At 41.3% G+C, this 13517-nt stretch carries 14 protein-coding genes; 8 read left to right on the top strand and 6 right to left on the bottom strand.

The window, feature by feature from the left end; translation table 11 throughout:
• The first annotated feature begins 41 nt into the window (after positions 1-41).
• The 4 genes from VIM89_RS23515 (at position 42) to VIM89_RS23500 (ending at position 4520) form a co-directional block, all read left to right on the top strand.
• Positions 42-263: a hypothetical protein gene (locus VIM89_RS23515; protein WP_488158636.1), complete on the top strand. Its 222-nt coding sequence runs from the start codon at positions 42-44 to the stop codon at positions 261-263.
• A gap of 312 nt (positions 264-575) precedes the next feature.
• Positions 576-1637, top strand: coding sequence for a tetraacyldisaccharide 4'-kinase (lpxK, locus tag VIM89_RS23510; protein WP_488158635.1), 1062 nt, complete (start codon positions 576-578; stop codon positions 1635-1637).
• Positions 1600-2415 (top strand): purine-nucleoside phosphorylase, encoded by an 816-nt coding sequence (locus tag VIM89_RS23505; RefSeq protein ID WP_488158634.1) that lies wholly within the window; start codon positions 1600-1602, stop codon positions 2413-2415. Before lpxK ends, VIM89_RS23505 begins: the two co-directional genes overlap by 38 nt.
• Complete coding sequence (locus VIM89_RS23500) at positions 2415-4520, top strand: putative porin (RefSeq protein ID WP_488158633.1); 2106 nt, start codon at positions 2415-2417, stop codon at positions 4518-4520. Before VIM89_RS23505 ends, VIM89_RS23500 begins: the two co-directional genes overlap by 1 nt.
• Positions 4521-4629: 109 nt before the next feature.
• Here the strand turns inward: VIM89_RS23500 and VIM89_RS23495 are convergent, their stop codons facing one another.
• Positions 4630-5811: an asparagine synthetase B gene (locus tag VIM89_RS23495; RefSeq protein WP_488158650.1), complete on the bottom strand. Its 1182-nt coding sequence runs from the start codon at positions 5809-5811 to the stop codon at positions 4630-4632.
• Positions 5812-5980: 169 nt separating this feature from the next.
• On the bottom strand, positions 5981-6724 hold the full coding sequence (locus VIM89_RS23490; RefSeq protein WP_488158632.1) for a peptidase associated/transthyretin-like domain-containing protein: 744 nt from the start codon (positions 6722-6724) through the stop codon (positions 5981-5983).
• A gap of 119 nt (positions 6725-6843) precedes the next feature.
• On the opposite strand from VIM89_RS23490, the gene VIM89_RS23485 reads away from it, so the two are divergent.
• From VIM89_RS23485 to VIM89_RS23475, 3 genes are all read left to right on the top strand, one after another.
• Positions 6844-7242, top strand: a complete 399-nt coding sequence (locus tag VIM89_RS23485) for a contact-dependent growth inhibition system immunity protein (protein ID WP_488158631.1) — start codon at positions 6844-6846, stop codon at positions 7240-7242.
• Between the two features lie 71 nt (positions 7243-7313).
• Positions 7314-7775, top strand: coding sequence for a peptidylprolyl isomerase (locus VIM89_RS23480; RefSeq protein WP_488158630.1), 462 nt, complete (start codon positions 7314-7316; stop codon positions 7773-7775).
• A 139-nt stretch (positions 7776-7914) separates the two neighbouring features.
• Positions 7915-8472 (top strand): DUF5606 family protein, encoded by a 558-nt coding sequence (locus tag VIM89_RS23475; RefSeq protein WP_488158629.1) that lies wholly within the window; start codon positions 7915-7917, stop codon positions 8470-8472.
• Positions 8473-8559: 87 nt separating this feature from the next.
• Here VIM89_RS23475 and VIM89_RS23470 read toward each other — a convergent pair whose 3' ends face one another.
• The 4 genes from VIM89_RS23470 to rlmH form a co-directional block, all read right to left on the bottom strand.
• Complete coding sequence (locus VIM89_RS23470; RefSeq protein WP_488158628.1) at positions 8560-8856, bottom strand: GIY-YIG nuclease family protein; 297 nt, start codon at positions 8854-8856, stop codon at positions 8560-8562.
• Positions 8857-9007: 151 nt separating this feature from the next.
• Complete coding sequence (locus VIM89_RS23465) at positions 9008-9964, bottom strand: cation diffusion facilitator family transporter (RefSeq protein WP_488158627.1); 957 nt, start codon at positions 9962-9964, stop codon at positions 9008-9010.
• A 10-nt stretch (positions 9965-9974) separates the two neighbouring features.
• A complete protein-coding gene (locus VIM89_RS23460) occupies positions 9975-10931 on the bottom strand; it encodes an aspartyl/asparaginyl beta-hydroxylase domain-containing protein (protein WP_488158626.1) in 957 nt (318 codons plus the stop codon).
• 107 nt (positions 10932-11038) lie between these two features.
• On the bottom strand, positions 11039-11512 hold the full coding sequence (gene rlmH / locus VIM89_RS23455; protein WP_488158625.1) for a 23S rRNA (pseudouridine(1915)-N(3))-methyltransferase RlmH: 474 nt from the start codon (positions 11510-11512) through the stop codon (positions 11039-11041).
• 144 nt (positions 11513-11656) lie between these two features.
• On the opposite strand from rlmH, the gene VIM89_RS23450 reads away from it, so the two are divergent.
• Positions 11657-13465, top strand: coding sequence for a MutS-related protein (locus VIM89_RS23450; RefSeq protein WP_488158624.1), 1809 nt, complete (start codon positions 11657-11659; stop codon positions 13463-13465).
• Positions 13466-13517 lie beyond the last annotated feature (52 nt).

Genomic DNA, 13517 nt, shown 5'->3' with positions numbered 1-13517 from the left:
GTGCAGAAAATCGAAATTAAATAAATTTTGTAAATTTGATTATGCAAATTCAGGTGGATATTGGTTTTGATGATTTAATCCGGTTAGTAAAAAAACTTCCGAAAGATCAGCTATTGAAGTTTAAAAAAGAACTTGAAAAACAAGCAACCGATGATACACAGGCACAAGATTTTGAATCGTTTTTGATGTCGGCCCCGACATTCTCAGCTAAACAATTAGAGACTATAGAGCAAACAAGAAAAGCTATTAATGAATTAAATTAATGGCCTGCACTCTCCCTAAATGTAATTATTATATACCCATATTTTCGATAGGCTTATTTCCTATGACCCGTAGGGTTTACCGCTTTGTAGCCAATTACAAGGGGTTACCCTTTACTAGTTTCCCAAGTGTGGAATAATCCATGCACTTACCTGCATGGTGGATGGGTAGCCGCTATGCGGCACAAATCGCATTCATTATTCTTTTCTACAAAGCGGTAGGCCCTATGGGCCATTGCTTTTCTGTTTCAAAACTTGTTTTAAAACTACGCACAAAATTCCTATCGACGTGTTTTTTATATCTTTACCCATTATATGAAACTCCGCTGGCTCTTATTCCCATTCTCATTACTATATGGTCTTGTTATAGCTATCCGGAACTGGTGCTATGATGGCGGTATATTAAAAAGCCGGAAGTTTAAAATGCCGGTGATCTCAGTAGGTAACCTGGATGTAGGAGGGGCGGGCAAATCACCAATGACGGAATACCTGGTAAGATTACTTAAAGATCACTATAAACTGGCGACTTTAAGCCGGGGCTATGGACGAAAGACAAAGGGCTTTCTAACAGTAACAACCGATTCCACCGCTGAACAGGTAGGCGATGAGCCCTTGCAGTTTAAGCATAAGTTTCCTGATATAACTGTAGTTGTATGCGAAAAACGGGTTGATGGTATTAAAGAGCTTACCAATACACACAATTTGGTATTGATGGATGACGCTTACCAGCACCGGGCCGTAAAGCCAGGGTTGAGTATTTTGTTGTTTGATTATAACCGCATCAACGAACCGCATTTACTTTTACCAGCCGGTAATTTGCGTGAATCATTCAGCGGGCGCTGGCGGGCGGATATTATCGTGATCAGCAAATGTCCTGAGCAATTAAGCAATGAACAGCAGCAAGCTATCATTTATAATATGGAGCCGCTTCCATATCAGTCTGTATTCTTTACGTCGATTGATTATCTGCCACTGCAGGACTTGAATGGGAAAAAGTCGGAGGTAATATTGGATAGCGATACAACGGTATTTCTACTCACAGGCATCGCTAACCCTAGGCCTTTGGTGCAGCATATCAAAAAATATACTTCAAAGCTAGTGCATCACAATTATCCGGATCATCATCGCTTTAGCTTGAAAAATATCAGTAAACTTGCCGATGAATTCGCTGCCTGTACTGCACAAAAAAAAGTGATCATTACAACAGAAAAGGATGCCAAGCGTTTAGTTGAACACGAACTGCTTCCGCTTGTGCAATCGTTGCCGGTTTTAGTCATCCCGATAGGGGTGCAATTCCTGAATAATGAGGCGCAACAATTCGACCAGTTAGTTATACAATATGTTAGAGAACATACAACAAACCACCTTATACATTAAAAATCGCATTGGCGATTTTGAGCCCGAAGTAGGAATCATTCTGGGTACCGGCCTTGGCGGATTGGTAACCGAGATAGAAGTTGAAAAGCAACTGATGTACTCCAATATCCCCGATTTTCCCATCTCAACACTGGAATTTCATTCCGGTAAACTGATATTCGGCACATTGGCTGGCAAAAAGGTGGTAGCAATGCAGGGCCGTTTGCATTATTACGAAGGCTATAGCATGCAGCAGATCACTTTCCCGGTAAGGGTAATGAAGATGCTGGGTATAAAAACGTTATTCGTATCTAATGCCAGTGGATCGCTTAATCCTGATATCAAAAAAGGTGACCTGATGGTGATTGAAGATCATATTAACCTTCAGCCGCACAACCCATTGATCGGCAGAAATGAGGAACAACTTGGTCCGCGTTTTCCAGACATGAGTCAACCTTATCGCCGTGACCTGATCGAAAATGCATTGAATATTGCCAAAGAAAACAATATTACCTGCCATAAAGGTGTTTATGTAGCTGTGACAGGGCCAAATCTCGAAACAAGGGCAGAATACCGTTATCTGCGAATAATTGGCGGCGATGCGGTAGGTATGAGCACCGTGCCCGAGGTGATTGTGGCTAACCACATGGGCCTGCCGGTTTTTGCCATATCAGTATTGACCGATGAAGGATTTCCTGAGACGTTATACCCGGTCTCATTAGAAGAAATTCTGGCAGTTGCACATGAAGCTGAGCCCAAAATGACATTAATACTTAAAAAACTGATTGCCGGCCTTTAATGCATAACCGACTCCGATATATTCTTCTTGTTGCGCTGATCTGTTTTTCGGCAGGTGTGGCGTTGGCCCAAACCCCGAACGTACCCGGTTATCCGAATAATCTTAATAGGAGAAATAATTTTAATACTGATACGTCAACCAAACAACAGGGTAAACAGCTTACCGGCGACCAGGAGATTGATGCTGAAAGGCAGAAAGAAGAAAAGAAACGTGACTCCGTTATCTTCACATCCAAGTTTATCAGGGTAACTAATGAGCGCTTGCTAAGTGACAGCACGCAGGTTTTTCCCTTGGATACCGGTCTTACAAATTTTGAAAATTACAGCCCGCTTTACCAGCCGCGAAGCCCCAAAATAGGATTGGGTAACCTGGGACTTGCAGAGCGAAGCTTATTATTTGAACCAAGTAAAACAATAGGTTTTGATGTGGGGCAGCATTTCCTGGATGCCTATCTTTTTACGCCGCAGGATATACAATATTACAGGGCCCGCGTGCCTTACACCAATCTCTCGCTTTTTGCCAGTGGTGTAAAAGAGCAGTTGTTTAAGGTGATCCATACACAAAACGTCAATCCGCAATGGAATGTCGGCTTTAATTTTAATATTATTGGCTCACGGGGCTTTTATCCGCAACAAGGCGCCAGCGATCTGACAGGGGCGATATTTACCTGGCATGAATCAAAAAGCAAGCGCTATAATTTGCTTGGCAGCTATTTTTATAATAACCTGAAAGCGCCTGAGAACGGCTCGATACAAAATGATTCGATATTTACCGCCAAGCCAACAAGTAGTTATGTTACTTCGCAAAACCAGCCGGTTCGTTTGTATAATTCCAGCGACAACATCCGCAGCAACGGGTTTTACATCAAGCAGTTTTATTACATCGGCAAAATTGATACGACGATAAAGAGTGTTGACAAACCCAAAATATTGCCTACGCAGCGGGTATCATGGAGCTTTCTTTATAATAAAAGCACCTATAAGTTTCTACAAAATGAACCCGATACTTATGGCGTGTTTCCTGATTATTATTATAGTTCAACTTATTCCAGGGATTCGCTCTCCGTCTTTCATTTGCAAAATGGGTTCTCGTACAGTTTTTACCTGCGCGGAAAATCAACGGGTATAGTGAAAAATGAGATAAAGATCGACCTTGGTTTGGTGCATGATTACTATACCTATAAGCAATTCGTTACCGACACCATTACCAATGCCAATTTTGCACGACAGGTGGTTAACCAACGGGTTCAAAACAATTCTTTCGAGGATATCACGCTAAAGGGGAGAGCCGGTTACCGGTTCAGTAACAAAATATTGCTCGACGTCGATCTGCAGCAGATAGCGGCTGGACGTGATTTTGGCAACTTTCTTTACGAAGCAAAACTGAGCTTATCAGGCGGCCGCAAAGCGGGGAGGATAACATTCGGTGCCTATCAGCAAAGCAGTTCGCCACCTCTCGTTTACACAGACTGGATATCAAACCATTACATATTCCATAACAGTTTTAGCAATCAGAAGACTACCAACCTGTCATTCAATTATATCAATGACCTGTTGCAACTTGATCTGAAGGCGGAATATTACATGATAAACGATTACCTGTATTTCACAGCCGACGAAAATGGGATAAATGCTACACCAACCCAATTACACAATCCAATCAACTTGATAAAGGTGAGTATCGGCAAGAATTTATCATGGCGCAGATGGCATTTTGATAATTATGTGGTTTATCAAAAGAGCGATTACCAGAGCACCTTACGCACCCCTTCGGTATATACTTATAGCAGTTTATATTACTCCAAGTTGCTCTTTAGCGTGCTGAACAGTAATATCGGTATCGATGTGCGTTATAATACGCCTTATGTTGCACCATCCTACGCGGTTGGGCTAGGTCAGTTCTATAACAGCAGCCCGAATCTCACCTTCTCATCTTATCCAGTAGCATCGGTATTCTTCAAAGCGACACTGATCCGTACCAATATATTTGTGATGTACGACTACGCCAATCAGGGGCTATTCAGCAAAGGATACTATATGATCAACCGCTATCCGGGCCCTGACAGGTTGTTAAAGATCGGTGTTTCCTGGTCGTTCTATAATTGAGTTTTCAGTTCCCAGTTGGCAGTTTGCAAAACAGCCGCATGAATGCAGTTAACTTAACTTTTGCAGTATATAAGTCTGCCCACTGCAAACCGCCCACTGCAAACTGAGATCACGTTTTCTGCTTCTTCTTATGAGCAGCTGGAAATAATACGTTATTGAGGATCAAACGATATCCAGGAGAGTTTGGATGCAGTTTCAGATCAGTAGGAGGGTCGCCTACTACGTGCTGGTAATCTTCAGGGTCGTGGCCGCCATAAAAGGTCCATTGACCTTTGCCATATTCACCGTGGATATAACGGGCTTCATTACCGGTCTTCATTTCGCCCATAATGGTTACACCTGGTTTAAGCAGCTTTTCGTTAAAGGCGGTGGTTAATCCCATAAATCCTTTGATCACTTTATCGTGATTTTGAGTGAGCATGCTGGGTACAACATCCCATTTAGCAGAGAAATCAAACAGGGTAAAGAAATCACGTGTGCGTTCAACCTGGCGGGTGGTAGTAACATCGATATTGCTAAACTGGTGCGACATAGGGTTCATATCCAGCGTGAAATTCTGGAAAGCGAAAGTCTGCGTAAAGTCCAGTTTAGATTGTGCATCCGGATCAGCGGCATCACCATCGAACATGCTTTCACAGATATCGGTATTTGAAGCAGCTAGTGCAATGTCAAATGTGTCTGTACCTGAACACATAGCAAACAAAAACCCTCCACCTGAACAGAAGTCACGAATGTGCTCAGCTACGGCAAGCTTCATTTGTGATACTTTCTTGAAGCCTAGCTTATGCGCCATGGCTTCCTGTATCTTTACGTCATCATTATACCATTGCGCATAGCGAAATGAACCGTAAAATTTGCTGTATTGTCCGGTAAAGTCTTCGTGGTGCAGGTGCAGCCAGTCATATTTAGGCAGATCCCCACGGATCACCTCTTCATCATATACAACATCATACGGGATCTCAGCATATTTCAGAACCAGCGTTACGGCATCATCCCAGGGTAGCTTATTTTTAGGCGAATACACTGCAATTTTAGGCGCTTTCTCTAGCTTCACCAGGTCCATATTCACAGATGGATCGCTTATCTGGGTAACGATCTCGCTTACTTTAGCATCAGCCAATACCTCATAGCTTACGCCACGTATTTTGCACTCATCTTCGATGTTTTTATTGTACTTCATCATAAAGCTGCCGCCGCGGTAATTGAGTAGCCAGTCAACTTCTTCACCATTCTTGAGCGTCCAGAAAGCTATGCCGTATGATTTCAGGTGATCCTTCTGATCTTCATCCATGGGTATAAGAATAGAAGCCGCCCTTCCGATGACCGGTAAAATTAGTAACCCCAGGATAACCCAAAGGCGAAAACTAAAAGGCGAAAGGTGTTTGAAGCTAATATTCATGTAATTACCCAGTTAAAAGTAACGAATAATTGTTGAGGCTATTATGAGTTTAACGGAATCGTTACTCACTTGGTTTGGCATTCAGGTCGGTAAGATCCTTTGATTCCCTTCTTGGTTTCGGAATTTTCATGAATTCCTTATAAGTTGAATCAATATACGCAGGAAGATTAAACTCCGGGGCATTATACGTATCCATGGTCGGTGTATACATTATGATGAAATTGGTCATTTCCTGCCCCTTCAGCGGAACATAATCTTTTAACCTGTCAGGACTGAATTCCGCAGCAATTTTCTGTTTTAATTCCTCGTCTTTTCCTAACTGTATAGCTTTCGCCCTTTTTTTTGCGTCTGCATGAGAATCGAATATGTTCATTGTCAGACCGCCTTTGTAGTTGCCATCTGCATCCTTGGAATAAACGACAGTTTGACCACCGAATGGAGATAAAGTAGGGGGAGCGGTAAGATTGCCAAGCCTTGTTTGTTGGTCTCTGATGGTTACGCCTTTCAGGTTTGTACCTTTCAGATTCATTAAAATCTCAGTCGAGCCAAGATCTTTTACATAAAGCGTATCAGTTTCGTAGGCAAAAGAAGAAAAAGTGATGAGATCGCCAACGTGTGCGCGGATTGAGAATAAGCCATTCTTATCAGTAACACCAAAAACATTCGATTTAAGATTCTGTACACTCACACCGGCAATTGGTATACGGGTTTTATTTTCCAGTACCCGGCCCGTCAAATTACCCTGCGCAAAACTTAAATTGACAATGAACAATAAAACTATAGAAATCAGAAAGACACGTATCATACCCGCTAAAGTAACGAATTATTTCAGAAGGTATTGTGATTTAGGGGTATGAAAGAGCATCTTAACTATTTTTAACAATTGAAGGCGATGTAATATATTTAGCGCATATTACATTTAAGATGATGGAGAGTAACTGGGAACAGAAATCGTTAGAGAATTTAGAGAAAAAGCCGATAGACATACCAAAAACTAATTTTCCTCTTATAAATAAGGTATTGAGACTTAGGAAAGTGCCATTGAATGAACTTTCAGTTGAGGACATCAGGCTCATGATTGGCCAGAATGAAGGATTAATATATTTGATTCCGTTGGCTATCCAGGTATTAAATGATAACCTTTTTGCCGAGGGAGATTTCTACGCCGGAGATCTGTTGCAAAATGTTTTGAGCAGACCACCACTGTTCTGGAAAGAGCACAGAGAGTTATGGGAAAATATCCATGACCTAATAAAGGACCGGATTGATGAGATAGCCGGGCATAATATTTCGGTTAAGTTATTTTATGACAATGGGATTTAACTCACTTTCTCCTTTCAACTTTTGCCTTTACCCTTTTTTACTAACTTTGCAGTCCAATTAAATAAGTAGCGATGAGCAAAGCAATAATAAAGACTGCAAAAGGCGATATGACCGTAGAATTCTACGACAAAGACGCTCCGAATACAGTTGCAAACTTCAAGAAACTGGCTAAAGAAGGCTTTTACGATGGTGTAACTTTTCACCGTGTGATCCCGAATTTCGTGGTACAAGGCGGATGCCCTTTCTCAAAAAATCCTGATACAGCTTACCGCGCAGGAACAGGCGGTCCGGGTTACCACATAGATTGTGAACTGACCGGCGACAATCAATATCATGATCGTGGCGTACTTTCGATGGCTCATGCTGGTCGTAACACAGGTGGCTCACAATTTTTTATCTGCCACAGCCGCGATAACACTGCCCACCTCGACAGAAACCATACCTGTTTTGGTAAAGTGATCGAGAACGTTGACATAGTTGACAGCATTCGCCAGGGTGATAAGATTTTGGGTGTTGAAGTAATTGAGGAGTAAATAAAAGTTGAAGAGGTTATAAAAGTTGAAAATGTTGTAGAGGTTGGTAAAGTGGCAAATGTTTTTAACCCTTACAACCTTTATAATTACTACAACCTTTACAACCCCTGCAACAACTACAACCAATACAACTAAAAAAATGAATTTACGTGGAATAGTATCGGTATCAGGTAAACCGGGTTTGTGGAAAGCATTGGCTCAAAACAAAACAGGGTTTATTCTGGAAAGCCTTGATGCCAATAAAACTAAGCTGGTAGCTAACCTGTCGACTGCCAAGATTGCTGCGCTTGATGAGATCACCATTTTTGGCGATTATGAAGATATCCGTCTGACTGATGTATTTGGCCGCATGAAGGATGCGAAAAGCGTTCCGGATGCAAAAGCCGATGGTAAAGTATTGCGTGACTTTTTCAGAGAAGTAGCGCCTGCTCACGATGAAGAAAAGGTATATGCTTCTGATATGAAGAAGATCGTTTCATGGTATCATATCCTGAAGGGCCTGCCTTTGTTCAGCGAGCCTGATCCGAATGAAGAAGCAGCGCCTGTTGCAGACTCAGAGCCGATAGCTGCACCGGTTGAAGAGGCTAAATCTACCGAAGAAACCAAGCCTGCTAAAAAAGCAAAAGCGCCTGCGAAAGCTAAAGCTGAAATTGCGGAAGAAGAAGCTGCACCAAAGGCTAAGGCAAAAAAGAAATAAAATATTAAAAAGAGGGGGTCATGCTGAACTTGTTTCAGCACCCCACTTGCTAAGTCTGCGCCATGCTTTGTGATCATGAATTGAATCTTACAATTCCAATTGATCCTTCAAATCCTTCATTTCAGGATTCATCGACTTAATCAGATTGACTTTCCAATCGTGATGCCAATTTTTTAACTGCTTTTCCCTATCTATCGCGTCTGTTATTCTCTCGAAATACTCAAAGAATACAAGGTCATATAATCTATATTTCTTTACGAATTGTGAGCCTTCATTATTAATGTGCTGCCAAACTCTTATTCTGAGATCACTTGTAACTCCGATATAAAAAGTCGTTCGGTATTTATTGGTCATGACGTAGACATAACCTTGTTTATAGAGCATGATAAGGTTTTTGATTTACAGGTTCAATTTAATGATTTTTCGTAGATCAATGCATAGCTGCTAATCAAACGGGTTACCTTGTAGGCGTATACCTTTATGATGAGGTGCTGAAACAAGTTCAGCATGGCATGGAGTTAGCTGCATGTACCAATTAACAATCCACATGCAAACACTTCTCATCCGTGAACTCCGGTTCAAAAGTGCTGTGACTAATGGATAAATGCTCCAGTCGGTGGCGCAGATCGTGTTTGATGTTATCGAAAGAAGATACAGCGTTTTGATCGATCACCAAATGTGCGGTTAATGCGTTTTCGGTAGTACTTAATGCCCATACGTGAACGTGGTGAACATCTACAACGCCTTTCGCTTTCATTAGTTCCTGTTTGATCTTTTCCAGATCCATTTCTTTCGGAACGCCATCCATCTCGAGGCGTAGGCTGTCGATTAATAAGCTCCAGGTGCCGCGCAGGATAACGATAGCTACGATCAAACTTACTACGCTGTCTATCCAGTATAAATGAGTGAAATAGATGATAATACCTGAAACTACTACACCGAACGACACAATTGCATCAACAGCCATGTGCAGGTAGGCACCTTTTACATTCAGGTCTTTGTCTTTATCCTTTACAAAAAGCCATGCAGTAAATCCATTAATACCTATACCGGCGAAGGCTACCCAGGCCATTGTACCGCCGGCTACGGCTTCCTGGTGGATAAAACGCATGATTGCTTCGTAGCCAATAAAACCAACGGCGATAAACAACACCAGGGCATTAAAGAAGGACACAATGATGGTTGAGCGTTTATAACCGTAAGTGTATTCCCTGTTGGAGCTTACCTTACTCAGTTTAAAAGCAAGCAAAGCTAAAGCTAGCCCTGCAACATCACTCAAATTATGTCCGGCGTCAGTTAGTAAGGATAATGAATGGCTCCACAAACCGGCAATCACTTCCAGCACTACAAAGGCAGAGTTTAAAACAATGCCAATAATAAAGGCGCTGTTTAGATGATCCAGTTTTGGGGTATGGTCATGATGATGGTGATGACCGTGCCCATGTGAATGCGAGTGCGAATGATCGTGCGAATGGGAGTGACCTGCTGACATGCAGGCAAAGTTAGTGTTTAAAAATCAGATTAATGATCCACCTGAAAAAAGCAAAGTACAATATGATAAGCAGTAACAGATATTTTACCACATAATACAGCCTGATATTGTAGGCCTTAATGCGTTTGCCTAAAAGCCTAATGGAGTAAATATACTTGAATACCTTATTGATGTTCCCGGTTTTATCATTACCCATATTTGGCGATGCTGCTGCAGCCATAATAAACCAGCCGAAGAATTTGTTCCATCCACGGCCAAACATGGTTTTTACAGGGCGCTCGATATCACAAAACAGGATGATACGGTCAACATCGGTTCTGTTTTCGGCATGATGAATATAAGTTTCATCAAAGATCACATCATCACCATCTTTCCAGTAATAGCTCTGTCCGTCCACAACAATATGACAATCTTCGGAATTCGGGGTGATCAACCCTAAATGATAACGCAGCGAGCCTGCATAAGGGTCGCGATGCTGCAAAAGCTGACTGCCTGCAGGTAACACAGCAAACATGGCTGCCTTAATAGAAGGCACGCTTTTTATCAGTTCGATAGTTTGGGGGCAATGTTTTTTGGCTGATTCGTGGAAATCGTCATACCATTTCAGGTAAAAACGTTTCCATCCTCGCCTGAAGAAGGAATTGAAACCTACATCGTTATACTTATCTGATCCTTTAATCAATTCCTCGCGTTCCAGCTGTAAGGCTTCATCACGAATCGTCTGCCAGTTGGCTTTCAATACTGCCAGTTGCGGGAAGTTTGCCTGGTTAATGTATGGTTTATTTTCTACACCTGACAAAGCATACATCGGCATATTGATGGGCGCCATAAAGGTTGAGTGATCGGTAAGTTGTCTGAAAAACTTATACCGAACCTTGCCCCTGTAATGAACAATGACAGTGGAAATAATAAGAATATAAAGAATAATAAACTTTACAGAGACTAATTCGAGTAATACTTGATGCATGTCATAGGGGATTTGCATCAAAATTAGATACTGAATAAATTGGAATTGTCTTTTTTCTGTCTTAAAAACCAGGATTTTACAAAAAACTGACGATTTCGTCTTTTTGGTCAGGAGTGATGATAGGGTTCGCCTTTAATAATCGTGAATGCGCGGTAAAGCTGTTCTACAAAAAATAAACGTACCATCTGATGAGAAAAAGTCATCCGCGACAGCGATAATTTATCATTTGCACGCTGGTAAAGTGATTGGTCAAACCCATACGGGCCGCCAACTATAAAAACGAGATTAGTCACTGAGCCAATAGCTTTTTTATCGATATAAGCTGCAAACTGTGATGATGATAGCTCCATGCCTTTTTCATCCAGCAAAATGACGTAATCGTTAGCAGTCAGTTTTTTGAGGATCAGTTCGGCCTCTTTGCTTTTCTGCTGTTGTTCGGTAAGTGCTTTGGTGTTTTTTAATTCAGCTATTTCAGCGATCTCGACTTTAGCATAAAACTTCAGACGTTTCAGGTATTTATCAATCCCCTCCTTTAAATAAGCATCTTCTGTTTTGCCGACTATCAGCAGGGTGATTTTCATTTTCTGGTGTTGTAACGTTGCAAAGTTGGAAGGTTGAAAAGTTGGATCAATCTCATTTTCCTTGATAAATAATAAAACTTAATAGAATAAGTCAAAAAACATTACAACTTTACAACATTTCAACCTTACAACAAAAATTTATCAGTGGAACAGTATATCATAGATGATTACCGAAGCCGTGCAGAAGGTGCCAAAGAGCAGGTTATTAAATATAAAAAGTTAGCTGACATTTACTCATTTATGAGGCTTGGCGTATTCGCTCTGATTGCACTGTCAATATATATTGCTGATCGCCTGAATAATTTCACCATCATTGGCGTATCGGTTTTCGTTTTGCTACTTTGTTTTGCATGGCTGGTATCTCGCCAAAGCATATTTGAGCAGCAGAAAGAATATTTTCAGAACCTGGTTAAAGTGAACGAAAATGAAATTCAAAGTATGCTCAGCCATCAGAATATCTATGAAGATGGGCGGCAATTTGCAAATGACAAACACTTTTACACTTCTGACCTCGACATTTTTGGTGATGCTTCTTTGTTTCAACTCACCAACCGTGCTGCTACTTCATTCGGAAATAAGAAACTGGCTGATTGGCTAAGTGCACCAAATGAAAAAACTGAGATATCATCAAGACAATCTGCGGTAGCAGAATTAGCTGCTAAGAATGATTGGAAGTTGTCGCTGCAAGCTAAATTAATATTTGCGGGTAAGGATGATACCGACTCACTGCAACGATTGTTTACCTATCTGCATATTCCTTTGGAAATTCCTGGTGAGAAGCTGTTATCGCAGTATATAAGAATAGCACCATTTCTCTTGACAGGTTTAATTATAGGTGGGTATTTCTATAGACTGGGTTGGCTTATCGCGATCATTATCGCTATTATAAACCTGTTAATCCTTTCGTCAAAAGGGGGCGTTATGCTGAAATCGACAGCAATAGCAGGTAAAATAGGCAAGATTCTCACTAACTATTCGCTTGTATTCGAGTCCATTGAGATAGAACAATGGCAGCAAGGGATGTGTAATGATCTTGCCCAAAAGCTTAAGACAGAACATACTTCAGAACGAATAAAAGAATTGGGCAGACTGATCAATAAATTAGAGTACAATCTGATCATGATCATTGGCTTTATACTGAATGTATTCTTTTTGTGGACATTGAAGCAGGTGATCGCCATCGAAAACTGGAAACGAACCAACCATCAAAACCTGGAAGATGCTTTTGATGTCATCGCCCAATATGAGGCGCTCATCAGTCTGGCAAGTTTGCATATCAATTACCCGGATTGGTGTTTCCCTGAGATTATTGAGAGCGAAACTTATACCATTGCTGCAAAGCAAATTGCTCATCCATTGATTCCAATTAATCAGCGCATTGCTAATGATTATGAGTTAATTGACACTTATAAAATCGACATCATAACCGGTTCTAACATGGCCGGGAAAAGTACCTTTCTGAGAACTATAGGTATTAACGCCGTACTAGCCTTATGTGGTGCTCCGGTTTGTGCGGAGTCGATGCAGGTATCTGTAATGACGGTGTTGAGTTACATGCGTATCAAAGATTCACTGAATGAAAGCACCTCAACATTTAAAGCCGAACTTGATCGCCTGCAAATGCTGCTTGCTGCGGTGGATAGCAATACTAAAATATTCTTCCTGATAGACGAAATGCTGCGGGGAACCAACTCTGTAGATAAATACCTGGGCTCAAAAGCAGTAATACAACAATTGATCAGCAAAAAAGGAGTAGGGATGGTCGCCACGCACGATCTGCAAATAGCTGAACTGGAAAAACAATATCCCGATTACATCCGCAATTTTTATTTTGATATCCAGGTAAAGGATGGCGAGATGCTGTTCGATTATAAAATCAAACATGGTGAATGCAAGACATTTAATGCTTCTCTTTTATTGAAGCAGATTGGTATCAACGTGGACCAACATTAATCTGCGAAATCCTATAATCAAACCAATCTGCGGTTCAGACAATATACAGGTC

Origin of the sequence: Mucilaginibacter sp. (assembly GCF_036568825.1) — a bacterium.
In the GTDB taxonomy this organism is placed as follows: Bacteria; Bacteroidota; Bacteroidia; order Sphingobacteriales; family Sphingobacteriaceae; genus Mucilaginibacter.
The sequence above is the reverse complement of the archived record's forward strand: the minus strand, read 5'-3'. Positions and strand labels throughout refer to the sequence as shown.